Genomic DNA, 25,271 nt, shown 5'->3' with positions numbered 1-25,271 from the left:
TACCTCGCACCCCGATCTCCAAGCCCGGATGTGAAAACACTGAAATAAACTAAATGCAGGCTTAAAGATTACGGTACCAGTATCAGGCAACCGGCTGCTGCACCCTTCCGATGAGGAGAGAAGTACAATTGCCGCCAAACCCGAATGAGTTGGAAAGCACATAATTAACAGCCACGCCGCTGGTAAGTACAGCAACAGGCTGTGGCGCTTCATGGATTGGCCGGGTAAGGTGCAGGCATGGAAACAGTTTGGAATGCATAATGCTCAGAATGCTGAAAATGGCTTCCACAGCACCTGCTGCTCCCAGCGTATGCCCTGTGTAGGACTTGGTGGAAGAGAATGGCGGGACTTTTTCAAAAACGCTTTTCAATGCAAACAGTTCTACCTCATCGTTGTTGGGCGTGCCAGTACCGTGTGCATTCACGTAGCTTACCTCGTCAAACCCGATCCCGGCAGTGCGTACAGCCTGCTGCATGGACAGGATTGCCCCGGTACCTTCCGCAGACATGGCCGAAGGATGAAAAGCGTCATTGGAGTTACCATAACCGCAGATTTCCGCATAGGTTGTTTTAGACGCGGCATCTTCTTCCGCTTCGAGCACCAGGTATGCCGCTCCCTCGCCCAGGTTAAGCCCGTCGCGGAACTCGTCGAAAGGCTTGCAGGGTTCTTCCGAGAGGATTTTTAATGCATTAAAACCATTGACCGTATATTTTGCAAGACTATCCACACCGCCCACAATCGCTCTCCTCGCACGGCCCGAAGCAATAAGCCTGGCGCCCAAAAGGATTGCATTGGCAGAAGAAGAGCAGGCGGTATTAACGGTATCGGTAAAACCAGTGATGCGGTAGCGCTCAATAAGCCGCATGGTATGGGCAGCGGCGCCATAAGCTTCCAGGTACTCGGAACCTTCGGAGCGGAGGTTGGCATCGTGGTAAAGCTGGTCGGTAAGGCACATGCCACCTACGGTACTTGCAGATATAAAAGCAGTATCGGGCGAGCTGATGAGCTCCGGAGCAAGTCCCGCATGCCGCACGGCTTCCTCAAATGCAGCCGATGCCAGCAGACAGGTGCGGGTATAACCCCGGCTTTGCTCCAAGCCGAGCCATGCTTTCAGCATTTCATTTCCCGGCCTGCATTCACCGAAAGGTAACTGGTCCGCATACCTGGACCGGAAGTGCACTGCTTTTCCGATGCCTGTCCTGGCCTGGTGCAAACTGTCAAAGTTTTCGGTCAGGTTGTCGCCTGCGGCTGAAATAATGCCCATACCGGTAACCAGCACCCTTTTTTTCATGTTCAGGCAGGCTTGGTATGCGCGAGTATGTACTCGGCTACGTGGTTCACATCCACCAGTATTTTGCGTCCCTCGGCAGGATTCTTGATTTTGATGCCATATTCTCTTTCCAGCAGCACGACAAGTTCGAGCGAATCAATGGAGTCGAGGCCCAGGTCTCCCCCAAAAAGCGGCTCATCATCTTTAATATCCTGAGGGTTGATGTCAAGCAGGTTGAGGTATTGTACGATTTGTTCTTTGAGGATCGGTTTTAAGCTTGTTACGTCCATGTCTATCATTTGATCAATGCCGGATCCGGCCGGCTTCCGGGCAAAACGCTCCTGTACCGGCCCGGTCAGATTATTTTTTCAAGTTTAAGCCTGAAATAGGTACTAAGTTGGCAAATCAGGATGAATACTCCTAAAAATGCGATCACATAGCGCAGCTGATACCAGCTTCCTCCTTTAAGAAAAAGCACGTAGAAGCCTTCCAGGCACCAGTGCAGGGGTGAGAAGTTACTTGCAAACTGCATGAAGCCGGGCATAACAAATGTAGGTACCAGTATTCCACCGATCGCTCCGAAAATAATAATTGAAATGGCGCCAAAACCATTCGCCTGCTCCTCCGTGCGGGCAATGGTACCGATCATCAATGCATAGCTCACCGCCGACATGCTGCTCAAAAAAACCACCGCCGCGAAGGCAGGAAAATTGCCGGGGATGGTCAGCTGCGGCAAACCGAGCTGCGGCAATATCCAGATGCCCATTGAAAATGTAAGTGCCACCTGCATGATCGCCACAATCACATACACGCCCATTTTGCTGAACATCACCAGCATAAAAGAGGTCGGCATGGTTTTCAGCCGCAGGAAGCTGCCGCTAACCCGCTCTTTGACAATGTTGCTGCCCAGTGACGTAACCATAAAAAACATGGCAAATATGGTCCAGGCGGGTACATTGTGCTGGGTCGAGTTGGGTACAGCAGTGGCCTGGCTGTCGCTGGCAATAACCTGCTCGATCCTGACGCGGCTGGACAGCATTTTCTGTTTTAGCTTTTCCGACTTAGCCCCAATATCCATCCTGCTGTACATCCTGTCGATCATCAGGGAATTTTCAATTACGCTCATGTACGACTGCACAATGCCCATCACAGAATAGCTGTAATTTTCCTGTAAAACCGGATCGTTGAAGAAGGAAAGTGTGGGCATAGGCAGGCTGTCTGACTTTGCAGCATCGTATTCCAGCCCGAGATCGTCCATTAAAATATTGCTGACGCTTTCAGCATTGCTTTCCAGCCCGGCGGTGAAGGCAGGCGGAATAAAAAGCGCGATCATTTTACCGCTTGAAAGCAGCTCACTTTTAAGTGCATCACGTTCAAGCGACGTACCTTTTTCTATTTTAAACAAACCCGACTCGCGCAGTACCCGGATCAGGTGCTCTCCCTCGCCTCCCTGGTCCCGGTTTACAATCAGGATCGGGATCTGGTTCTCGTTCACCATTTTATACGCGCTGTCCTGGATGATCGTAATAATGAAAACCAGCAGCAAAGGCATCAGGAACATCAATGCAAGGCCGGTTTTATCATTGACCAGCAGCAAAAACTCTTTTCGTAAAGATGCAAACAGCTTAAACATATCAGTCCCGGTATTCCTCCCCTGTCAGCTTAATAAACAAATCGTGCAGACTGGGTACTTGATGAACGGCTTTCAGATTTTCCATTGCCCCCTCTGCAATAACCTTTCCATGATCAATCAGCGCAATATGCCGGCAAAAAGCCTCGGCTTCCGACAAATGGTGTGAGGTGTAAATAATGGTAGTACCCTGCTCGTTCAGCAATTCCAGATAGCGGATGATTGCATTGCGGCTTTGTACATCCACACCTACGGTAGGTTCGTCCAGGAAGAGAATTTGTGGTTCATGTATAATACCGATCGCCAGATTGACCCGCCGCTTCATGCCTCCCGAAAAAGTACCTACCTTCCGGTCGGCTGCCTTGCCGAGCCCAAGTACTTCCAGCAAATGTTCACGTCTTTCCCGCAATTTGCCGGAAGGCATGTTATACAAAGCGCCAAAATAGTCAAGGTTCTGACGCGGCGTCAGCTCCTGGTAAAATGCATATTCCTGCGGGACAAAACCGATCAGCTGCTTGCGCGCACGATTACTGACTGCCTGCCCGTCCAGGTAATAGGTGACTTCTCCGGAAGTTGGTGGTATGATGCCGCAAAGAATGGAAATAAGGCTGGTTTTGCCGGCTCCATTGGGTCCGAGCAGGCCATAAACATCCGACTTGCTAATGTTGAGGGAAATATCCGACAGACTGTTCTCCTGTGCGGAGGCATAACGTTTGCTGACGTCCTCTATCGCAATGCATACCGGATCGGCCATAAATTATTGAATTCTCACTTTCCCAGGTTCAGGCGGGAAAGCTTTTGAAAAGCGTCTTTTTCTATCAGGCGAATATCCAGGAGCATATCTGCAATCTCATCAAAATCTTTTTGCTCCGTCAGCCTTCCTTTGTACACACCGGCCATTTTGATGGCTGCGGCGCGCCACATATCTCCGGATCTGGTAAAATCCTCCGAAATCACAGCCAGCCGGTCATCCTGCATGTATCCCGCTGCCTCTTCCAGGAAAGCTCCGTATAAAAAGCGGAAACCTCCCCCACCCGTGCCGATTTCCTCCTGCATCCGCACGATCTGCCCCAGGTAGAGACCGGCTTTTTTCAGCCCCAGCTTGTCGCGCCACTTCCGAATGTGGCCGGATGTATGCCGGATACCATTGACGCCTGCGAAGTTGCCGGGAATGCGGATCATGTCGCGTACATTCCGGCGGATACCGGTCGCTATACCCTTACGGATCATCTCATCGGTAACCGGCTTTACATTTTCGGGAAAATAAATATGTCCTTTGGGCGCCAGCGGCCCCTGTGCAAAGCGTACGCGTGTCAGCTCCTCCCGCGACAGCGAGGCTACATCTTCCATCACCGGATCGCTGATGAGGTAGTGGTCGTCTTCGCGGCCGAACACGATCAGATTATGGGCATTGAAATGAAAGCGGTATTCTTTTGGAAAATAAGTAAGGTGAAACACTCCTACCTGGCAGCCTACCGGCACTCCGTCCTTTACTTTCTGGTCGAGAAAAGCCTCGGCAGCCTGCTGGCTGCTGAATTTTTTGCGCGTAACTGCTACGCCCAGTGCCTTGCAGGTTCTTTTAAAAATGGCCCCCGGCATGGTACGGAAGGATATTGCCGGTCCGTTATTGACCGTCATAAACGGTATTTGTATATAAAACAACCCCGACCCCATTCCAAAAGCCAGTGGCTCGGACATAAAATCAAGGCCGTGGTAGCGCAGCAATGCAGTTGTTACGCCATTCTCGCAGTGCGCAGTCTGAACGTGCCGGAACGCATCCGTCTGAGTGTATGTGTTCACGGGTTTGATGTTTTAAAGTTTTTGAGCTCACTGACCGGGATATCGAAGGCGCGCGCGTATTTTTCCAGCTTCCGCTCGCTCAGCGACGCAAACACAGCCGGTTTCAGGTGTCGTTTAATAAAAAATGGAAAGAATCCCGTGTACCCTGCCAGTACCGGAATGTCCATAAGCCGCAGTTCCATAAAATAATGAATGGGGCTTTTTTCTCCGGCGAGTACGGCCTGGCGCGCATCCTCCACGCGCTGGTTCACCTCGTCCCAGGCACTATCCAGGGCCTGCTTTTTAATGTCCCATCCTACACTCAATGCTGTTTCGTACTTGCCGTCACCATTTTTTACATAGCATACTTCCCTGGTAAACTTGGCCAGTGCGCCGGGATCCTGGGGCAGGTCTTCTTTTTTCATTGGTCAGAGAAAGTTGAGTGTGATCAATACCTCCGTAATATCAGCAGACAGTAAGCATGCAGAATACGTACGAAAATCGCGAGCTTTCGGGTACGGCAAGCAGTATTCTTTCTCCTTTTTTCAAAGTGCCGCTGTTGAAAACCTCTTCGAGCATGGTATAAATAGAGGCAGCTCCTATATTCCCGGTTGTTGCCAGGTTTGTATACCACTTTTCCTTAGGTATCCCCATACCATTACTGGTAAGTGCCTCGTCAATTTTCTTTTCAAAAAAATAGCTTGACAGGTGCGGAAGAAAATACTGGATATCATCCACGCTAAGCTTCCTCCGCCGCATGATTTCTGCCAGTTTGACAAAACCCAAATTAACGATTTTTTCACCCAATAGCTTCACGTCCTGCTTGATACTTAATATGGAGAGTTCCTGCACTTCCGTGGCAGTATAATCCTTGTAGCTTTTGAGGGTACCGTCTGCGAGCTTCTCGGCACCCATGTACATGCACGCCTGCTCCTCATTCGCATACGAAAATGCCTCTATCCAATCAATATGCAATGAAATGCCGCTGGCATTGGGCTCCGGCTCCACCAGAAACGCTCCGGCCCCATCCGAAAGCATCCAGCGCAAAAAGTCTTTTTCGAAAGCCAGGTACGGATTCTGTTCCAGTCTTGCAAGCTGCTGTACCTCATCCTCAAAACGATCAGCGCGCAGTACCGGCGACAGCCGCTCCGACGCGCAGGCTACGGCTCTGGTTTTTTCGCCCAGCTTTACGGACATATAGGCATACTTGAAAGCATGCATTCCGGCGCAGCATACGCCTGAGGGCGACACTACTTCCACCGAGGGAATACCGGGAAGGTGACCGTGTACCATCACACCATGTGACGGCATGATCTGGTCGGGGCTGGAAGTGGCACAGCTAAGCAGGTCCACAGTACTGATTGCATCGGGCTCATTTTTAAAAAGCTCAGCTACCGCCCGGGCAGCCATATCCGCATTGGTGTGTGTAACGGTACCGTCTTTAAGCTGCGCATAATAACGCTTTTTGATCCCGTTGTTTCTTAATACTATGGCTTTTGATTTCGAAGGTTTTCCGTTGATGTAGCCCAGGTACTCCTCCATTTCATAATTAGAAACGGGTTCATTTGGCAAAAACTTGGCAATTCTGGTAATGTATGCTTCTGACATTATGGTTTGGTTTCTACACCGCAAAAATATTCTTTTTTCTTCTTAATCGCACGCCGGAAAAACGGGGCGATCAGCAGCCGGTATATAGTTACTACCACAGGCGCGACGATGAACAGCGCTACCAGCAGGTAGTACTTGAAAGCAGTCACCAGCCTCCTGCGCCTGACAGGTGTAGTGCCTTTTTTCCGGATCAAACCTGCCCAGATCCGGAACAACTTTTTGGCTCTCTGCTCTATAAACAGGATGTCCGTAGGAATATGGATTAGTCCGAGCGCCAGTATGTTTTGCTGAAGATGCCAGTAATCGTCATTGTCAAAGGCCTCTCTAACGATCTTCCCGAACCTGGCCCCATTTGAAATATCCTCCCTGCTGACACCGGGATACGGAAAAATATTCCACTTGCGGTCCTTGCGGCCGGTCAGCATCCAGTGCAGGATCGTCACCGCACTGACAAGGTTGGTGGTGCGGTCCATAAACGGAATGTTGGCTACAAGGCGCCCGCCGGCATCTGCTATGTACTTTTTAATACTTTCCTGCGAGTTGAGCCACATGTTACGTCCACCGATAACGGTTACCACCGGGGTACCCGACAGTAACATCTTAAACGCGGGACTTTGCAGCAGGGAAGTGGCGGGCAGTGAGGGCGACAGGAACCAGGGCTGATAACCAAAAACAATCAGTTCGTACCGGAATGATGAAAACTGTACAGGTTCCAGCTCAATGGCTTGTTCCTCAACACATTCGGGCATCTTGTCGAAAAACTCATCCGTAGTCCACGGAAAAGGAAACGGTTCCCGGGGCGTTATTTTGACGTGCTCAACCAATGCAGGATCGAATGGGGAAGTAAACCGGTCGAGAATTTCAGTGAGCTGTCCCGACTGCGAGTAACTGACAACTAGGATCTTTTTCATTTATATCCCCACATCCGTTAATTATTTCAAATCTTCTTTTTTCAACACCCTCGAATCCCGGGCATAGTCCCTGATAATTGTTTTCAGCGCCGGTTCGAGTCCTGAGTAACCTTTTACGACAGCCGCTTTGTCTTCCTCCAGTTGCTTGTTGTATTTGAGAATGCCCGGCGCGTGCTCCTGTATTGTCAGCCGCAAAAAACGGTATTCTGTATTTCCGGGATTATTTTTGATTTCATCTTCGAGCAGCTGAGCGCCCTTTTTAAACGTCTTAACCTTGGCGCTTGCTCCCTTCACAAATCCTGCTTTTTTCATGATTAAAGCACCCATGTAGGCTTTGACCGTAGCGGAGGAACTTTCCTTTTCCAGTTCAGCCACCATCTCATCGATCCGGCTTTCGTCTCCGGCTTCCAGTACCTTGTAGAAGGCCTGCTTGTCAACCGGCCTGAATGCCGACGCGGCAAAGGTGAATAAAAGTGCAAGACAAATCAATGCGGGCATTCTCATAGTCGGGAATTTAGGTTTACCGGAAAACTGAATACGTATTTCAGCCTTTTTTTACGCATTCCAAAATGGTATGGTAGCTGTCGCCGATGAGTGGGTAAGTTTGTACCACATCAAATCCCGCCTGTGCAACCAGCTTTTTCATTTCCTCAATCTGGTACATCTTACTGTTTCCATTGGCCATGACGGTGAAGTACATGGACGTAGCTACCAGACTGTAATGTGCAGCAGGGTAATTCTGGTTATCGACAAATGGTTCCAGAATGTAGAGGGTTGTATTTGCTGATGCTGCCTGGCAGGCATTTTCAAGTATCCGAACGATCTCATTTTTGGAAAAACAATCCAGAAATTGACTCATCCAGATCACATCGGCGCCCTGCGGAATCTGCTGAGCATCGTCTAGAAGGTTAATCGGGTGAAAACTTATGCGATTACTCAGGCCCCTTTCTTCGGTATTTGCCAGGGCTACTTTCAGCTGTGCGGGCAGGTCGAGGATCGTAACTTCTACATCAGGATCATAGGCGCAGCAGGCAAAAGACCACTTGCCGGTGTTACCGCCTACGTCAAAAAGCTTTTTTGGTTTTTTACGAAAAACAACTTTCAATGCCTCTGGAAAGGCAGTGTCGGAGTAATAATGATCAAATTCAAACCAGGACTTTTTGGCCGGGGCGGGCAGAGCGGATAATCCTTCATAAATCGTCGGCCATCCGCCAAATTCCTGTAATCCTTCGGGCCTTTCCCGGACAATACTGTCGGTCATGTGCCTGGCACCCAGGTAGCATACATCATTCATGAAGTTGATGTTGACGCGGGTCATTTCATCTTTTATCAGGAAAAAACCTACTTTGGTGATCCTGAACAAACCGTCCTCAGTTTCTACAACACCCATTGCTTCGGCGGCTTCCAGCAGCAGGTTTACACCATATTCGGATACGCCCAGCGCTGAAACGATATCTTCGGCAGAAACTCCCGTGCGGTGGTTTGATATGAATTTCAGGATCCCCAATTCACGGAGCGCAACTACGGCCTGGAAAAACATGGGTCCGAATGCAATCTTCTGAGCTTCATACTTGGCTTCAACCGCCGACATTTTCTTTTTCATTCTGCTTGTTTAAGGTTCCTGCTGTTTTCGGAGGGAACGGTCCGCGCTTTGTATTTCCGCCGGTATTTTTTCTTTTTCAGATCTTCTTCATACCAGACAATATGCTGGCCCATGGTGCCCCGGAACCGCTTGAAAAAACCTTCGGTGTCCGACAATTTGACAAAACCTGCCTGCATATACGGCTTAAAATCAACCCGCGGCTCGTACAGGTTCATCACTTTAAGCGTATCGATCACCGTGGGAAGCAGCGCAATGGGCAGCCCGTTTTTTTTGATAAATTTGCGCATATAGCTGTTCTGGATCGGATCCGTAGCGAGTGCAATTTTGGAAAAGCCCGAATCCTTCGCAAGCCGGTAGGAGTAATATACGTTTTCAACACTATGCTGGGCTTTTTCTTCGGTAAACAGGTGCTCACGGGGAATGCCAAGTGCATGCGCATAAGCAGCCATCACGCGGCTTTCGATATAGGGAGTTGCCACGGCGCCCCCAGAAAAAATGATGTTTTTGGTATAACCTTTGGCGTACAGGTAGTGCGCCCAGTGAATGCGCATTTGCAGGATCATATCCCATTTTTCACCATTAAAGGGAAAGCCGGGCACAATGATCGCATCGTAAGGCTGGTTTTTCAGGTCTTTGCTATATGCCTTCGCAGCTGAGCGGTAAAGCAGTCTGCCGCATCCCGAACACAGGAACATCAGCAAGACAGAAAAAATCAACGATCGTATACGCACAACAATAAGTCGGTCTAAAACAGCAAGCTGTGATCCATTTGCCTTGATGACAAACATATCACAGCTTACGCAATTTGGTATGGTACCGGTAATTAGATTTACTTTAAAATTATAGAATTCCTGCACCTACGCGCCAAATTCCCTGCTCCATTTTTTGTAAAGCTTTGCATCAATCGCATTATTAATCTTGTAAACTCCACCGGCCCAATAGTTACGGAACCCGAAGCCACCCGCTTTGCCCTCCACCTTTTCCGTGTAGAGTACCTTTTTGGTCGCAAGATCCACGAAGGTAACCCAGGCGGTCATCCGCTCGGCCGTTTTGCTCAGGCTTTCAACAACATACACGATACCAATGCCTTCTTTTTCACTCAAGCTGTATTTCGCTACTGATTTTTTCACCTGATCTTCGGTGATACTGTAACTGTCGTTGGTAATGTTTTCAGCCACTTTTACAGACCTGTTGTGTTTGAGCATGTCTTCCACCCTGGTTTTGTACTGCTCGTCTCTCAGGTTGAATGCTTTCTGAAGAGAAAACTTCTTGGGTTCGATTTCCAGGAGGTTATTCCAGCTGTCGATGTACTGGTTTTCGATCGCGGACGGATCATTGAAGCCTGCCCTTCCGATGTATTTGGCCTGGGTAAAATCAAGTCCGAGGAAGACAAGCTTTGTTTTGCCTGAAAAAAGGTCAGCCATGGTAGCCGCATCAGACTGGCCCGCGGCCGCAAGAAGGACGATAAGCAAGAGAATCTTTTTCATGATCGGAAATAGTTGAGTTAAAAAGAAAATGCATGGCTGCAACAATCTGCGCCATGCAAAAACAATCATTTAAGCTTTTTATCAATAAAAGCAGCGAGTGACTTGCCAGCCTTGGCGTAGGACTCCGCAATGCGCTGACCGGTATCGAAATCCATTCCGAAAGCCTGGGCGCCCGGCACGTTCCGCATCGCAATTTCAGCTACTTTGTTGGATTTATTGGCCGATTCCACCAGGTCGATCTCATAGTCAACGTATGCATTTTTCCGCATTACACCTACATTGAAACCCGGCTCAACAAATTTTGTACGTACAATAAAGGTGTACTGAGCATCAGGACGGGATTGCAGCATGGTGATTCCTTTATCCTCTGCTCCCTTGTTAAAAAGTTCTTCAAACTTGGGCTCGAACCGGGCTTTGCGGTCATCCACCCAGGACTTTTGCCAGGTATCTCCCCTGCCGGCTTCTTTGGCATTATACTCGGCCGTTTTCTTGTCAACATATTCTTTTTCGGTAGCAAATTTCCCTACTCCGAACTCCGAATAGTCGTACTCCACATTCACCGTTTTTTGTCCCGAAAGTACCGCCAGGTCACCGGATCTCAGATCAACTCTTTGAGCAAAAACACTTACGTTGTCCAATACAGCCACCGCAAAAACAGCAGCCAGAATCCACTTTTTCATCTTTTCTTATTTTATTTTTATGGTTATAGAGGCTTCAAATATAGATCAATTTCTCAGGTTTGCGTTTTTCCTGCTTGTGGATTCTGAACGAGAGTTCTTCAGCGGTTATGAAGTCCAGAGCCGGCGTCACGCGCAGGCGCGACTTGAATAATGAATGCAGCATTTCCCTGAAAACAGGCGTTTGCAGGTGAATAGGCAGCAATATGGTAATCTCGTCATTCCCGTACTCATTCCTGGATATCACCACCTGGTACAGCTCTATTTCCTTCACCATATCGAGCACGTCAAACAAAGCGGGTGGAAAAATGGTCGTCCCTTTGAACTTGATCATCTGCTGCTTGCGGCCTACAACCGGCCCGAGGCGCGGACTCGTCCTGCCGCATGCGCACGGTTGATAATATACATGGCAAAGGTCGCCCGTGCGGTACCGCAGGAGCGGCATTCCTTCCACGCCCAATGTAGTTACCACTACCTCGCCGAGCTCGCCTTCCCCCACGGCGCTTCCGTCTTCGTCCACCACTTCCAGTATCAGCAGATCGGGATTCAGGTGGCCGCCCTTTCCTTCGGTACATTCCGTAAATGCCGCGCCCATTTCGGTAGAGGCATAGGTAGAATATAACTTTACATCCCACTGGGAAGTGATGCGCCGGCCCAATGCATTGAGCGAAAAATCAGGATTACGGATCGGCTCACCAATGCAGATCACCGACTTCACCCCCGACGCCCGGTAATCAATTCCGTTTGCCTCCGCATAGTCTATCAGCCTGGGAATAAAAGAAGGAATCGCGATCAATACCGTAGGCGAAAAGCGCCGGATCGACTCCCATTGTAGAAAAGGCGCGCCTGGCCCCACGCGGATCATCCCTGCGCCCAGCCTGCGTGCCCCTACCCAGTAAGCAAGCCCCGCCATGAAGCGGCGGTCGATGGTGGTCATGAGCTGGTAAATATCGCTTTCCGATCCGCCCGCGCACCGGAACGACTCCGACTCGTTCAATGCAAGCCGCTCCACATCTGCGTCTGTCAGGTAAAAAGCCACCGGATCGCTTAATGTGCCCGAGGTAGTCACAAAGTCGGCTACCTTACTTTTGGGAACACAAAGAAAATCATCGTTAAAGCCCGCCAGGTCGTCTTTGGTTGTAAAAGGAAGCCGGCGAAGATCAGCCGGAGTGACAATGGATTCCGGATCTATGTTGTTTTCTTGAAAAAGACGCTGATAGTAGGCTGAATTTGCAGCCACATGCGTCATCAGTTGCTGTAAGGCAGCATGTTGAAAATCAGGATCGTTCATTTTCATGGCTGAATGCTGAGCGGATTATTGCTTCTGACAGTCGCGGATTTTCTCACGGATCGCCTGCTCTTCCTGCCGGGAAGCCACATTGCGACGGAGCGACTGCCGGTAGTAGCTCACTGCTTTGTTGTAGTTCTTGTTTTTTTGATAATAATCGCCCAGGGCGAGGTAAGTAACAAAGCTCTCAGGATTGTTGGTGATAAATGTACGCTCAGCCGCGGCAGAGAGCTCAAAAGGAATGTCCAGCATTACATACCGGGTAATCTTCTGCCGCGTCTTTTTAAAAGCCTCGAATTTCCGGTAATCTGCTGAGTTGAGAAATGGATCCTCATTAATCTTCAATGAATCTACTGCTGAAAAATGTCCGCCTGATCCAAAAACCAGGTTCAAATCGTAGCAGATAAATGCGCCCAGCTGGTAAGGCGGCGTCGAGATCCAGAATTCTCTTTTAGATGGTTTAAACAAAACCCCGTGATGTGCGATCAGCTGATTGAGCGAACTGGAATTTCCATAGCCTATAAACTTATCATCGACTGTTTTTTTATCCCGTAAAATACCCGCTGCCTCCTGAAAATCGACCGGGTAAGAGCGCGCAATCAGCTGGTTCATCCTGTCGAACCGCGCCTTGGAATCCGTATCGCGAATGTTGTTGATGTTAACGGAATCCTTCACAAATGCCTGCCCCTGGTAATGGTTGGCACATACAAGGTAATCTTCCCCCGATTCAAAAAGATCCATTTTCTGGGGCGACTTCTCAATGAGCGCGGCCTTGTTGTCGGCTGCTGAGCCGATCAGCAGCGATTCGGAGACAAAGGTTTCGCTCCGGGCGGCGATTTTCCGGGCTTCTTCCAGCGTACCGGCGTATTGCAGGATTTCCCGTGCAAGCAGCGATATGGGCTCTTTTGCTGCATAGGGAATATCGGATTTGGATGCATTGAGCGTCACAGTGATCCCTTTTTCATTCATACCCGAAACTACCCCCGTAAGTCCTGCCCAGGCGTAGGATGCAAAGCTGTAACCACTGTCGGGCTTCATAAATACGATAAGCTTATCTTCTGCAAAAGCATCACCCATATAAAAGTCGAAGTTACGGGCGATCAGTAAGGATGAATCGGCCGAGTACGGCCCATTAACCGCAAAGGAGGTGCAGCCGACCATATTCAGGTCCGAGAGCGCGTGCCCGATATCGTGGGCGGCGTGGTAATTGAGAATGCGGTAATATTTGGGACCTATGTAGTTGAATTTGTCTGAAAATGACTGTGCGACCCCATAAATTTCCTGCTGATTTTCGGTAGGTATGTATTTATAAATGTCGCGGTTAAACCATCCGACAAAACCTTTCAGCACTTGAAGGAACATTTTACTCGGGATCATTTCGTTGATCTGCGCTACGAAATGCACCTCCTGTTTTTCCATTAACTCCCTGGCCAGCAATCCATATATAAGGCCCCGCTCATAGGGAGCGCCTTCCAGGTACATTTCCCAGATCCCATATTGGTTTTTTTTCAGCCAGTTATTGCCTATTGCAAAATGGTCCGGGCCGAGCTGAACCCGTTTGTAACTGTTAATGGATTTAGTACTTTCAAGTTCCGGTGCCGGCACGCTGATCCGCCATATAAAAAGGCCAAACAAAATGCCGGCAATGAAAAGGAAGATACCCGTGAATCTGAGAATTTTTTTTGCTCTTTTAAGCCACATTGGTCAGGCAGTTGGACATCAAAATTAAGCATAATGCCCGTTAGTTCTATCAAAACGATCTCGGAAGAAACGTACCTCGGCCTCTGGAAAATGACTGAAAGCTGGCAGCAGCTGGCCGCGGCACTCGACCTTACCGAAAGTGAGCAGCAGCAGCTGAACGAAAAACGAACCGACCTGCGTAAGCTGGAATGGACGTCCTGCCGGGCTTTGCTGAAAGCGATGACCGGAGGCGCCATGCACATTGTTCACGATGAAAACCGGAAACCGCACCTCGAACGATCTGATTATGCGGTATCGCTGTCACATTCCGGGGAGTATGCCTGTATTTACGTCAGCCGTAAGCGGGATGTGGGCACCGACATTCAAAAGATGAAGCCGTCGATTGCCAAAGGATCCGACTACTTTTTACATGAGACGGAACAACAATGGGTGAATATGGACGATAACCTGCTGCTCCATCTCATCTGGTCGGCAAAGGAAGCTGCATTCAAGTATGCCGGCGATCCGGAGCTCGACCTGAAAAAACATATAGTGACCTCCCGTTTTGAAAGCAACCAAAAAGAAGAAATTGAGGTTTCTATCTTGAAAAAGGAGCCTCAAACCGTCAGAATGGCTTTTGAGAACTTTGATGATTACGTACTTACCTGGACCTGCTGACCTATCCATTTATAGCTTCACTATGAAGAAAAGCTTTATAATCCTCCTGCAATGCATTTCGCTGTCGCTGGCTGCGCAAACACCTTCACTACCATCCGGCGAAATTTACCAGAACATAAAAAAACTGAATGTGCTCGGCTCGGTATTGTACCTGGCCGCACACCCCGACGATGAAAATACGCTCATGCTCGCCTACCTGTCGAAGGATCAGCTGGTGCGTACCGGCTACCTTTCACTGACCAGAGGTGACGGCGGACAAAACCTGATCGGCTCAGAGCAGGGGTACAATATCGGGGTGATCAGGACGCAGGAGCTGCTGGGTGCCCGGCGGACCGATGGCGCGCAGCAATTTTTTTCAAGGGCCTATGACTTTGGTTTTTCCAAAACCCGGGAAGAGACACTGAACTTCTGGGATGAGGATAAAGTACTGGGAGATGTAGTGTGGATGATCCGCAAGTTCAGGCCGGATGTAATTATTACACGATTTCCGCCTGACCCCCGCGCCGGGCACGGCCATCATCAAACCTCGGCCTACCTGGCTGAAAAGGCATTTTCATTGGCTGCTGATCCTAAGTCTTACGCTGACCAGCTGAAATTTGTAAAACCCTGGCAAGCCAGGAGACTCGTATGGAATACCTATACGCCTGGTTTCACCAATCAGCCCCCTGCCGACGAAAAAGCTTCTTTTTTAGGTGTTGAAATCGGCGGATACAATGCCGTACTCGGGAAATCGTACCCTGAAATTGCGGCCGAGAGCCGCAGCCAGCACAAGAGCCAGGCTTTTGGTACGGCGCCTGTGCGGGGCGAGCGTAAGGATTACTTTTTACATAAAATGGGCACCGCAGCACGCCAGAGTCTTTTTGACGATGTAGATATGACCTGGAAAAGGGTTAAAGGATCTGCCAAAGTACAGGGGCTGGTGAGCCAGGCAATCAGTACCTACAATGTTCAGAAGCCGGAAGCTTCAATGGATATCTTACTTAAAATCAATCAGGAACTTGCCCGCCTGGACACTACCGATATTTATGTAAAAACCAAAAAAAGTGAAGTACAGGATCTGATCCTGCAATGTGCCGGCCTATGGTTTGAGACCAATCCGACAGACTTTTCCTCCGTGCCGGGGATGGTGACGCCAGTCCGTATTTCGGTAGTTAAGCGCTCCGACTATCCTGTCAGGCTGAAAGCATTGCATTGGACAGGCGCTGAAGCTGACTCAGTGATTAATGCAGTACTGGCACCTAATACCATGTTCACCGCAGCTTTGCAACCCAAACTGCCAGAAACCATTGCAGTAAGTCAGCCTTACTGGCTTAAAAAGCCTATTACCAGGGGTATGTTTGATATCGGCAGTCAGCAGGACATCGGCTTTCCTGAAAACAGACCCGAGACTATCACCCGGTTTACGTTTGAAATCGGCGGGCAAACGCTGACTTTTGATCGTGCCTGGATTTACAAGTCTACCGATCCCGCAGAAGGTGAAATTTACCGTCCATTTGAAATAAGACCTCCCGTAACTGCTACCCTGACGGAGCCCGTATTCATATTCCCGGATCAAAATCCGAAGACCGTGACGGTAATTGTCCAGGCACAGAAAACCCGTACCGTCGGAACTGTACGGCTCGATCTTCCTACGGGATGGAAGTCGGAACCTGCGTCAGCTGATTTCGATATTCCGGAAAAATACCACGACCAGTATTTCTATTTCAAAGTGACGCCACCTGCCGCATCCGATGAGGCCACACTGAAAGTGGCGACCCGGGTAGATGGAAAAGATTATTATCAGTCTATCAAAACAATTGCGCACCGGCACATTCCCACCCAAACTATTTTCCCTCCGGCAGAAGCAAGGATTGCACGTTTGGATGTAAAAACAGCCGTAAAAAAGATCGGGTATATTGCCGGGGCAGGCGATGAAGTTCCTGCGGCTCTACGGCAGATGAATTGCGACGTCACCATGCTGGGCGAAGCAGCGCTGGCTGGCGACCTGGCCGACTACGAGGCTATTATACTGGGGGTACGTGCCTATAATACTTGGGAAAGACTGGCGAACTACCAGGACAAGCTGATGGAATATGTCAAAAATGGGGGAACCATGATTGTTCAGTACAACGTGCCCGGCGGCATGAAGGTGAACCAGGTAGGGCCCTTTGCCATGAACATCGGCCGGGACCGCGTGGCTGAGGAAAATGCCGAAGCGCGGTTTTTACTCCCTGATCATTCCCTGCTGAACTTTCCGAATCGTATCACTGAAAAGGATTTTACGGGCTGGATCCAGGAACGGGGCTTGTACTTTGCAGAGAATTGGGACAAGGCGCATTACCAGGCACCTTTGTCTATGAATGATAAAAATGAAAGCCCGAAAGACGGCAGCCTGCTTTATTGCCAGTATGGCAAGGGACACTACATCTTCACCGGGCTTTCATTTTTCCGGGAACTTCCGGCCGGGGTTACCGGTGCATACAGGCTGTTCGCCAACCTGATTTCGGCGGGGAAAGCAAAATAACCTACTTGACGTTCTTGCGCCGGTTACGCTGAAAATCTTCCAGCACAAAACCGCCCAGTCCCTGCAAGTTGCTATAATACGCACGGCCATTATTGACCTGCGTGAAGTTTTGCACGAATTGTTTCAGGTAAGGATCCGTGGCGATCATGAACGTTGTTACCGGAATGTCCAGGCGCCGGCACTGTGCAGCCAGGGTCAGTGTTTTATTGATTATTTTTCTATCAAGACCGAAGCTGTTTTTATAATACCTTAATCCTTCTTTCAGACAGGTAGGCTTACCATCCGTGATCATGAAAATCTGCTTGTTACGGTTTTTCTTGCGGCGCAGCAGGTCCATTGCCAGTTCCAGCCCGGCTACGGTATTGGTATGGTACGGCCCCACTTCCAGGTATGGAAGATCTTTCAGCTGGATTTGCCAGGCATCATTTCCAAAAACAATGATATCCAGCGAGTCCTTGGGATATTTGGTGCGGATGAGCTCGGCCAGGGCCAGGGCTACTTTTTTGGCCGGAGTAATCCTGTCCTCTCCGTAAAGCACCATGGAGTGGCTGATGTCGATCATCACAACGGTGGCGGTAGTGGTCTTTTGCTCCCGCTCCACTACTTCCAGGTCATTTTCCATTAACAGAAAATCACCGATACCATGGTTCACCTGTGCATTCTTGATCGACTCGGTCATGGCAATCTGGTCCAGTGTATCGCCAAACTGAAACTGGCGGATATCGCTGCTGAGCTCATCGCCTGTACCCATATGCGGTGTATGGTGGTTTCCGCCGGAGTTGGACCGTTTCAACTTTCCAAAGATCTCCTCCAATGCACTGCGGCGGATACTTTTTTCAGACTTGGGCGTCATTACAATCGCATTGCTGCCATCTTCCTGCCGCTCCTCCGTGATGTATCCCTTCTTTTTAAGGTCATCAAAAAAGTCACCGATGCCGTAGGAATCATTGGTCAGGTTATACTGCCTGTCGAGCTCGCTCAGCCACGACATTGCTTCACTTACGTCTCCGGACGTCATGAGCAGCAGTTGTTGAAATATATCCAGAAGCTGTTCAAACTTGTTGTTTGGACTTTGTTCAGGTGGAATGAATTCAGAAAAAAGGTGACCGCGCATGGTTATCGGGTATAAGGATCATATAAAAAGAATGCGGCTACTTTCAGGTAATTTCGAGAAAGTAGCCGCATCAGGTTTAAAGAAATTACGCTTCTGCTGCGCAGAACTCTTCAAATGCCATTTGCAAATGCTGAGCGATCATTTCTGCCGAGCGTCCTTCAATGTGATGGCGCTCTACAAAATGGATCAGCTCGCCATCTTTGAAAAGCGCTACTGCCGGTGAAGAAGGAGGATAAGGAAGCGTATACTCGCGCATTCTCGCTGTTGCTTCCACATCGGCTCCTGCAAAAACAGTTGCAAGATGATCAGGCTTCACTTCGCTGCGTGACAAGGCAGTTCTTACACCCGGACGGGCAGCACCAGCGGCACAGCCACATACCGAATTGATCACGACAAGCGCAGTTCCTTTGGTATTTTGCATGAAGTTGTCGACTTCTTCAGCACTTGTCAAATCCTGAAAACCAGCGTTGGTCAGCTCGGCTTTCATGGGGGCCACTAATTGCGGTGGATACATCTTTTTAAAAATTTTATGGTTATACTATTTACTTCGGCTGTCGGCCGTCGGCTTTCTGTTGCCGGCAATATCCTTCATAGAAAGCCAGAGGCCCTCTCACATAAATCCCAGTTCCAGCTTAGCCTCTTCGGACATCATCTCGGTGGTGTAGGGAGGATCAAAAGTAAGCTCAACACTTACATCATTAACCCCTTCCACTTCCCTGATTTTTTGTTCAACCTCACCCGGCAATGTTCCGGCAGACGGGCATGAAGGTGACGTAAGGGTCATGGAGACAAATACGTTGTTAACCGGGAATACCTTCAGATCGTAGATCAGTCCAAGTTCGTACACGTCTACGGGAATTTCCGGATCGTAGACCGTTTTGATTGCTTTTACAACTTCTTCTTTTAATTCCGATTCAGACATTTTCTTGCTTTTTGGAGTTTCTGACTATCCGATACTCGCTGATTTGGCCTGGTAGGCAACACTATAAGCTTTCATTTGTTTCACCATGGACGCCAGCCCGTTGGACCGCGTTTGTGCCAGATGTTGATGAAGGCCGATGCGTTCCATAAAGTACAGGTCTGCATGCATGATCTCTTCGGGCGTATGCTCCGAAAGCACTTTGACGAGCATACTTACCAGTCCACGCACAATAATCGCATCACTGTCTGCCTCAAATTTCAGCAGCTCGCCGTCCATATGAGCATGCAACCATACCCTAGACTGGCAGCCTTTAATAATATTTTCGTCCGTCTTGTATTGTTCGTCCAAGGCCGGGAGCTGCTTTCCGAGATCAATGATGTACTCGTACTTGCTTTCCCAATCATCAAACAATTCAAAATCTGAAATTAGTTCGTCCTGAATCTCGTTTATGGTCATTGTTAAATTTCGGTTACGCTGCCGCGGGCGTCCGATTCTCGGCCCACGCTATCAATGCTTCTGCCTGTTTTAATCCATCCTTTGATACACTTGCAAGCTCAATACCATCGTAAGCCATTGATAAATGCAGGATCTTGTAAACGGAATTAAAGGCAGTTAATGCTTTTTTATCAATTTTACCAAGTTGTACCTGGTACCATTCTACACTTTTTCTGCCGTGCTTTTTTCCAAGTATACCGTCCAATGCAACGAGTACTCCCGAATAAGCCGCATGGCCCGCAAGCTTGACGTACTTAATATCCTGATAGTAATTACCTTCTTTCCTGGCTTTCTCAGACAATATCTCTTTCGCATTGCTCAGATACCTCCTTGCTTCCTGTACTGTGTCGTTCATTATGTGTATATAGTTTAGTTTGAAAAAACTTTTTTGAGCAATACTATCCAAGCATGCGCTTCACCTTATGCAGACCCTGGATGAACAAATCAATTTCGTCAATTGTGTTGTAAACAGCAAATGAGGCCCGTGTGGTTCCGGTGATATTGAAGCGGTTCATCAGCGGCTGCGTACAATGGTGCCCGGTACGCACAGCGATCCCCTGCTGGTCGAGCAGCACACCGATGTCCTGGTGGTGAATGCCATCAATCACAAACGAAAGTACACTGACTTTCTCTTTTGCCTGTCCTACAATCCGCAACCCGCCAATCTCCTGAACAGCCTCTGTCGCATATTTCCGCAATTCATTTTCATAGGCAGCAATAGCGGGTTTGCCCAGCTGGTCTACGTAGTCCAGCGCATACTTGGCTGCCACTACATCCGCGATATTGGGTGTGCCTGCCTCAAATTTGTAGGGAAGCTCATTGTAGGTCGTTTTTTCAAATGTCACTTCCTTGATCATCTCTCCCCCACCCCGGTAAGGCGGCATGGCATCAAGCAGCTCTCTTTTTCCAAACAAAATCCCCATACCCGTAGGACCATAAATCTTGTGCAGCGACAATGCATAAAAGTCACAATCCAGATCCTGAACATCAATTCCAAGGTGTGAACTGGCCTGTGCTCCATCCAGCAGTACTTTGGCCCCTGCTGCATGCGCTTTGCTGATGATTTCCTTTACCGGATTGATCGTGCCCAATGTATTCGAAACATGCACGACAGACACCAGCTTGGTCCGCTCTGTCAAAAGCTTTTCGTACTCGTCCATCAGCAGCTCGCCTTCTTCATTGATCGGGATAACTTTCAGGATGCAGCCATTTTCCTCACAAAGCATTTGCCAGGGAACAATATTGGAATGGTGCTCCATGGTGGAAATGATCACTTCATCGCCTTCTTTCAGGAACCTGCGGCCGTACGTCTGCGCAACCAGGTTGATCCCGTCGGTAGTACCGTACGTGAAAATGACCTCTTCCGGAGAAGGTGCGTTCAGAAAAGCCTGCAACCGCTTGCGAGACAGCTCAAATGCGGAAGTCGCTTTTTCGGCGAGATGATGGATGCCGCGGTGAATGTTGGCATTGTAATGCTCATAATATCCCGAAATCGCATCCAGTACAAGCCGCGGTTTTTGGGTAGTAGCCGCGTTATCAAAATAAACCAGCTGTTTTCCATTCACCATTTCATTCAAAATGGGAAAGTCATGACGGATGGCAGCAATATTCAGGGAAGTACTCATTTGAATCTTGATTTAAGAAAAAAGCCCAACCCCAAAGATTTTGCAGGTTGGGCACGATTATAAAATTCGTACTGGATAAATGCGGCGGGCCTACTTGGTAGTCAGCTTTTCAGCAATTACACCTTCCAGATACTCGCGGATAGAATCTATTTTGATTTGCGAAACAACATCAGCACAAAATGCATACATCAGGAGCGACATAGCTTCTTTTTGCGAAATGCCCCTCGAACGCATGTAAAACAACGCCTCTTCGTCTATCTGACCGGTCGTAGTACCATGCGAGCATTTTACATCATCCGCAAAAATTTCAAGCTGCGGCTTGGTGTTCATTGTTGCCTCGGGTGACAGCACAATGTTCTTGCACGACTGAAATGCATTGGTCTTCTGTGCATCCGGACGAACAAAGATCTTTCCGTTAAACACGCCTTTGCTTTTATCCCGCAGAATGCCTTTGTACAGCTCATTGCTCTCCGAGTTCGGTTTCCGGTGGTCGGCAATCGTATGATTATCGATATGCTGGGTACCATCGGGAAAGTACAGCCCATACATGTGTGCATCGCAGTACTCACCATCCAGGACTATGTTCAGGTTGTTCCTGATAAACTTACCATTGAGTGACACCGTACCCGAATAAAAATGGGACCGGTCCAGCATGCGCACCTGGGTAGTACCCACATGGTAGGCACTTTCACTTTCATTCTGCACTTTATAATACTCCACTATGGCATCTTCGCCCACGTGGATCTCAGTTACCGTGTTGATAAAGCTGCGCTCAGCACCCAAAGTCCTGTATGCCTCAGCAACCTTTACCTGTGCATTTCGTCCTACGGCGATGATGTTGCGAGGCTGGCTGCCTACATTCTGCGAACGCGCATCGCTGATAAAACGAAGGATTACCGGCTGCGGCACAACCTGATCGTCGGGCACATGGATAAACACACCATCCTGCGCAAAAGCAGTATTTAATGCAGTAAAGGAGTCCGTATCGTCTTTTGTAAGTTCGTTGAAAAACGAATTGACCAGCTGCGGATTTTTCTTGTATGCATTCTGCAGTGAATCAATCACTACCTGATCCGATGACGATACCAGCTGGGAAAGCTCGGGAGCATACTGCCCGTTTACAAAATACAGGATATTTGCCTCGTGAGCAGGTATTTTAAGGTCTTCCAGCTCAGCCTGACCGATGCTGCTTTCGAGGTTGAAATTGTAAGAAGCGCTGATCAGGTCCTTTACATTACTGTATTTCCATTCTTCATTCCTGACGGAAGGAAAACCTTGCTCCTCAAACCTGGCGAGGGCAAGGCGTTTTTTCTGGTGAAAAGCCGACGTTGCCTCTCCATTCATGACCGATTCGCGGGCATAAAAATCAGAGATCAGCCGGGTTTTTAAATCTATGGTTTCGTTACTCATTGAGTCTGTAAAAAATGTGTTGTCAAGAACCTCCTGAGGGCATTGCCCGTTTTCCGTTTCTTAACCGACAGCTTCCACTTCTGCCTTGATCCAGTCGTACCCTTTTTCTTCCAGTTCGAAGGCCAGCTCTTTGGAGCCCGACTTCACGATCCTTCCTTTATAAAGTACGTGTACAAAATCAGGCACGATGTAATCCAGCAGTCGCTGGTAGTGTGTTACCACAATCGCCGCCCGATCCGGGGAGCGCAATGAATTAACACCTTCCGCTACAATACGCAGCGCATCGATATCGAGGCCGGAGTCCGTCTCATCCAGAATAGCAAGCTTGGGTTCCAGTACTGCCATCTGAAAAATTTCATTTCTCTTTTTCTCACCACCCGAAAAACCTTCGTTCAGGGCACGTTTTAGCAAAGAGTCATTCATGCTTACCAGCTTGGCCTTTTCGCGTACCATTTTCAGGAACTGCGCAGCATCCAGCGGGTTTTCGCCTTTATATTTGCGAATTTCGTTAACAGCCGTTTTCAGGAAGTTGATCGTGGTCACGCCGGGAATTTCAACAGGATACTGGAATGCCAGAAAGATCCCCTCAGCAGCCCTTTCTTCGGGAGCCATGTCAAGAATCTCTTTTCCATCAAATACTACAGTTCCTCCGGTAACCTCATACTCCTCCCGCCCTGCAAGCACCGAAGCCAGCGTACTTTTGCCGGAACCATTCGGGCCCATGATCGCGTGGACCTCGCCTGGCTTTACTTCCAGATTGATGCCTTTTAATATCTCCTTACCTTCTACTGAGGCACGTAATTCGTTTATAGAGAGCATAACCGATTTTATACTTATAATATAGTTCGTGGTAATTTTACCGCAAAAGTAACACGCTTTGAGCGTAAAAGAAAATTGACCAGCAGCCGCCTGATGCCGCACTGCCCTTATTCTACAACCTTTTTCAATGACCGGATGTTCCCCGAAAGCTGATATTTATCATGTATTTACCCATCTGAAATACAGTCCGGTGCACGCGCGGTTTTTTATGATGCCAAAGCTTTTACTTTGCACTCCCTGTAACAGACTTCAACCTAACTGCAAGCATGAATTCTTTTCATAATAACCCTATACATGTTTCCTCCGAAACCGGCAAACTCAGAAGGCTCCTGATCCATAGTCCTGACCGTGGCCTGGGGAAGGTAATACCGAGCAAAGCGCAGGACTGGCTCTTTGAAGATATTGTGCACCTGGATACCATGCGGCGGAAGGAGTACGACTATTATGTGAAGCTCCTGCTCTACTTTCTTGACCCTGAAAAGGTGCGCGGCAGGATCAGGCAGATCGACAGCGACGCCACGAGGGGCTTTTACATTCCCGGTACGCCAGGCTACTTTGATTCGGACAAGGTGGTAGACATGCAGAAGCTGCTGGGCGAGATCCTGCTGGACTCCGGTGTGCGCACCAAGCTCACGGCAGCGATATGCGGAATTGAACGTACATCCTTTCATTTGCAGGAAGAGCTCAATACCTGCGATGCGCACGAGCTTGCCAGCGTGTTTATTTCAGGTTATTATTCTGATAAAAAAATGCTCTTCGCGCCCCTGCCCAACCTGATCTTCATGCGCGATATCGGCATTGTGATCAATGATCATATCCTGCTCAACAAGCCTGCCAAAAACGCCCGGACGCGGGAAACGATCCTGGCCCAGTTTATCTTTTTTTACCACCCGATGTTCGCGCATGCGAGGGAAAATATCATAGAGATACCCGAAAACGAGCGGCATTTCCTGCTTGCAGATGATGAAAAAGCCAGTGACCTGAACCGCTGTACCCTTGAAGGCGGGGACGTAATGATGGTCGCACCCCACCACCTGATGATCGGGTGCAGTGAGCGCACCTCCCTGTATGCTGCGCAGCAGGTCATGCAGATTTTGTTTGATAAAGAGGTTGTCACCAAGATCACGATTGTTAAAATCCCCAAGAAGCGGGACTACATGCATATCGATACCATTTTTACTCAGGTTAAAAAAGATACCTGGGTACTGCTGGGCTCACTGGCAAGGCTCGGCGACGAATCGAGGCAAAAAGACCTCCTGCACTTTTTCTCTCCGCAAAACACGGCTGCCGAATTCAGGATCATACAGTTTGAGAAGGGCCGGGAACAAAGTCCGCGGGAAATCGACAACCTGGAAGACCTCCTGACCGAAATCAGCGTGCATGACCTGGGGGTAACAAGTCCCGTGCAATTCATTTATTCGGGCGACAATGAATTTCCGTTTGGCGAACGTGAACAATGGACAGACTCCTGCAACCTCCTGGCCCTGCAGGAAGGTGTGGTGATCGGGTATGACCGCAATGACCGGACCATTAATGCTTTCCGGAAAAAGGGATTCCGCATCATCAGCGCCGCCGACTTACTGGATGAGTTCGAGCTTGGAACCCTTTCGCCTGATACCCTTACAGACACATTCATTACCCTGCCTTCGGCCGAGCTGTCGAGGGCAAGAGGCGGCTCACATTGCATGAGCATGCCTATTTTGCGTGATTTATAATATTGTAATCGCCATATTTCGGTGATAAATTGCATTTACCAACCTGATATTACTCCC

At 48.9% G+C, this 25,271-nt stretch carries 26 protein-coding genes; 3 read left to right on the top strand and 23 right to left on the bottom strand.

The window, feature by feature from the left end; all coding sequences use genetic code 11:
- Positions 1 to 82: 82 nt before the first annotated feature.
- The 15 genes from HWI92_RS25215 to HWI92_RS25145 all read right to left on the bottom strand — a co-directional run bounded on the left by HWI92_RS25215 (position 83) and on the right by HWI92_RS25145 (position 13,954).
- Positions 83 to 1,291, bottom strand: coding sequence for a beta-ketoacyl-[acyl-carrier-protein] synthase family protein (locus HWI92_RS25215; protein WP_204660168.1), 1,209 nt, complete (start codon positions 1,289 to 1,291; stop codon positions 83 to 85).
- Between the two features lie 2 nt (positions 1,292 to 1,293).
- Positions 1,294 to 1,560 (bottom strand): phosphopantetheine-binding protein, encoded by a 267-nt coding sequence (locus HWI92_RS25210; protein WP_204660167.1) that lies wholly within the window; start codon positions 1,558 to 1,560, stop codon positions 1,294 to 1,296.
- 65 nt (positions 1,561 to 1,625) lie between these two features.
- A complete protein-coding gene (locus HWI92_RS25205) occupies positions 1,626 to 2,903 on the bottom strand; it encodes an ABC transporter permease (protein ID WP_204660166.1) in 1,278 nt (425 codons plus the stop codon).
- Position 2,904: 1 nt separating this feature from the next.
- Entirely contained in the window at positions 2,905 to 3,654 is a 750-nt protein-coding gene (locus HWI92_RS25200) for an ABC transporter ATP-binding protein (RefSeq protein WP_204660165.1), read from the bottom strand.
- Between the two features lie 14 nt (positions 3,655 to 3,668).
- Positions 3,669 to 4,700, bottom strand: a complete 1,032-nt coding sequence (darH, locus tag HWI92_RS25195; protein WP_204660164.1) for a BtrH-related acyltransferase DarH — start codon at positions 4,698 to 4,700, stop codon at positions 3,669 to 3,671.
- Positions 4,697 to 5,104 (bottom strand): flexirubin biosynthesis protein DarG, encoded by a 408-nt coding sequence (DarG, locus tag HWI92_RS25190; protein ID WP_204660163.1) that lies wholly within the window; start codon positions 5,102 to 5,104, stop codon positions 4,697 to 4,699. The genes darH and DarG overlap by 4 nt, the downstream gene beginning before the upstream one ends.
- 40 nt (positions 5,105 to 5,144) lie before the next feature.
- Positions 5,145 to 6,287, bottom strand: a complete 1,143-nt coding sequence (darB, locus tag HWI92_RS25185) for a dialkylresorcinol biosynthesis protein DarB (RefSeq protein WP_204660162.1) — start codon at positions 6,285 to 6,287, stop codon at positions 5,145 to 5,147.
- Positions 6,287 to 7,198 (bottom strand): hypothetical protein, encoded by a 912-nt coding sequence (locus HWI92_RS25180; protein WP_204660161.1) that lies wholly within the window; start codon positions 7,196 to 7,198, stop codon positions 6,287 to 6,289. Before HWI92_RS25180 ends, darB begins: the two co-directional genes overlap by 1 nt.
- 21 nt (positions 7,199 to 7,219) lie before the next feature.
- On the bottom strand, positions 7,220 to 7,696 hold the full coding sequence (locus HWI92_RS25175; RefSeq protein ID WP_229248626.1) for a hypothetical protein: 477 nt from the start codon (positions 7,694 to 7,696) through the stop codon (positions 7,220 to 7,222).
- Between the two features lie 46 nt (positions 7,697 to 7,742).
- Entirely contained in the window at positions 7,743 to 8,801 is a 1,059-nt protein-coding gene (locus HWI92_RS25170; protein WP_204660159.1) for a methyltransferase, read from the bottom strand.
- Positions 8,798 to 9,496, bottom strand: a complete 699-nt coding sequence (locus HWI92_RS25165; RefSeq protein ID WP_229248624.1) for a YdcF family protein — start codon at positions 9,494 to 9,496, stop codon at positions 8,798 to 8,800. The genes HWI92_RS25170 and HWI92_RS25165 overlap by 4 nt, the downstream gene beginning before the upstream one ends.
- A 162-nt stretch (positions 9,497 to 9,658) precedes the next feature.
- A complete protein-coding gene (locus tag HWI92_RS25160; protein ID WP_204660158.1) occupies positions 9,659 to 10,288 on the bottom strand; it encodes a hypothetical protein in 630 nt (209 codons plus the stop codon).
- Between the two features lie 65 nt (positions 10,289 to 10,353).
- Positions 10,354 to 10,968 (bottom strand): hypothetical protein, encoded by a 615-nt coding sequence (locus tag HWI92_RS25155; protein ID WP_204660157.1) that lies wholly within the window; start codon positions 10,966 to 10,968, stop codon positions 10,354 to 10,356.
- Positions 10,969 to 11,002: 34 nt separating this feature from the next.
- Positions 11,003 to 12,262: a flexirubin biosynthesis putative acyl-CoA ligase FlxY gene (flxY, locus tag HWI92_RS25150; protein ID WP_204660156.1), complete on the bottom strand. Its 1,260-nt coding sequence runs from the start codon at positions 12,260 to 12,262 to the stop codon at positions 11,003 to 11,005.
- 18 nt (positions 12,263 to 12,280) lie between these two features.
- A complete protein-coding gene (locus HWI92_RS25145; RefSeq protein ID WP_204660155.1) occupies positions 12,281 to 13,954 on the bottom strand; it encodes a C45 family autoproteolytic acyltransferase/hydrolase in 1,674 nt (557 codons plus the stop codon).
- Positions 13,955 to 13,987: 33 nt separating this feature from the next.
- Between HWI92_RS25145 and HWI92_RS25140 the strand changes: the two genes are divergently transcribed.
- Both HWI92_RS25140 and HWI92_RS25135 read left to right on the top strand, forming a co-directional pair.
- Complete coding sequence (locus tag HWI92_RS25140) at positions 13,988 to 14,611, top strand: 4'-phosphopantetheinyl transferase family protein (protein WP_204660154.1); 624 nt, start codon at positions 13,988 to 13,990, stop codon at positions 14,609 to 14,611.
- A 22-nt stretch (positions 14,612 to 14,633) separates the two neighbouring features.
- Positions 14,634 to 17,114, top strand: coding sequence for a PIG-L family deacetylase (locus HWI92_RS25135; RefSeq protein WP_204660153.1), 2,481 nt, complete (start codon positions 14,634 to 14,636; stop codon positions 17,112 to 17,114).
- Position 17,115: 1 nt separating this feature from the next.
- Here the strand turns inward: HWI92_RS25135 and HWI92_RS25130 are convergent, their stop codons facing one another.
- From HWI92_RS25130 to sufC, 8 genes are all read right to left on the bottom strand, one after another.
- Positions 17,116 to 18,228, bottom strand: a complete 1,113-nt coding sequence (locus tag HWI92_RS25130) for a vWA domain-containing protein (protein ID WP_204660152.1) — start codon at positions 18,226 to 18,228, stop codon at positions 17,116 to 17,118.
- A gap of 85 nt (positions 18,229 to 18,313) precedes the next feature.
- Positions 18,314 to 18,742 carry a BrxA/BrxB family bacilliredoxin gene (locus tag HWI92_RS25125; protein WP_204660151.1) on the bottom strand — a complete coding sequence of 143 codons (429 nt, stop codon included), beginning with the start codon at positions 18,740 to 18,742 and terminating at the stop codon, positions 18,314 to 18,316.
- 96 nt (positions 18,743 to 18,838) lie between these two features.
- Positions 18,839 to 19,150, bottom strand: a complete 312-nt coding sequence (locus HWI92_RS25120; RefSeq protein ID WP_204660150.1) for an SUF system Fe-S cluster assembly protein — start codon at positions 19,148 to 19,150, stop codon at positions 18,839 to 18,841.
- A 24-nt stretch (positions 19,151 to 19,174) separates the two neighbouring features.
- The gene (locus HWI92_RS25115; RefSeq protein WP_204660149.1) at positions 19,175 to 19,606 is read right to left on the bottom strand and encodes a SufE family protein; all 432 of its coding nucleotides are present in this window, start codon (positions 19,604 to 19,606) and stop codon (positions 19,175 to 19,177) included.
- A 13-nt stretch (positions 19,607 to 19,619) separates the two neighbouring features.
- Positions 19,620 to 20,000 (bottom strand): DUF5618 family protein, encoded by a 381-nt coding sequence (locus tag HWI92_RS25110; RefSeq protein ID WP_204660148.1) that lies wholly within the window; start codon positions 19,998 to 20,000, stop codon positions 19,620 to 19,622.
- Positions 20,001 to 20,043: 43 nt separating this feature from the next.
- Positions 20,044 to 21,270 carry a cysteine desulfurase gene (locus HWI92_RS25105; protein WP_204660147.1) on the bottom strand — a complete coding sequence of 409 codons (1,227 nt, stop codon included), beginning with the start codon at positions 21,268 to 21,270 and terminating at the stop codon, positions 20,044 to 20,046.
- Between the two features lie 90 nt (positions 21,271 to 21,360).
- Positions 21,361 to 22,680, bottom strand: coding sequence for a Fe-S cluster assembly protein SufD (gene sufD / locus HWI92_RS25100; RefSeq protein WP_204660146.1), 1,320 nt, complete (start codon positions 22,678 to 22,680; stop codon positions 21,361 to 21,363).
- Positions 22,681 to 22,740: 60 nt separating this feature from the next.
- Positions 22,741 to 23,499, bottom strand: coding sequence for a Fe-S cluster assembly ATPase SufC (gene sufC, locus HWI92_RS25095; RefSeq protein WP_204660145.1), 759 nt, complete (start codon positions 23,497 to 23,499; stop codon positions 22,741 to 22,743).
- A 266-nt stretch (positions 23,500 to 23,765) separates the two neighbouring features.
- Between sufC and HWI92_RS25090 the strand changes: the two genes are divergently transcribed.
- Positions 23,766 to 25,214 (top strand): arginine deiminase family protein, encoded by a 1,449-nt coding sequence (locus HWI92_RS25090; RefSeq protein ID WP_204660144.1) that lies wholly within the window; start codon positions 23,766 to 23,768, stop codon positions 25,212 to 25,214.
- Positions 25,215 to 25,271: the final 57 nt, after the last annotated feature.

This window comes from Dyadobacter sandarakinus (assembly GCF_016894445.1).
Lineage (GTDB): Bacteria > Bacteroidota > Bacteroidia > Cytophagales > Spirosomataceae > Dyadobacter > Dyadobacter sandarakinus.
The sequence above is the reverse complement of the archived record's forward strand: the minus strand, read 5'-3'. Positions and strand labels throughout refer to the sequence as shown.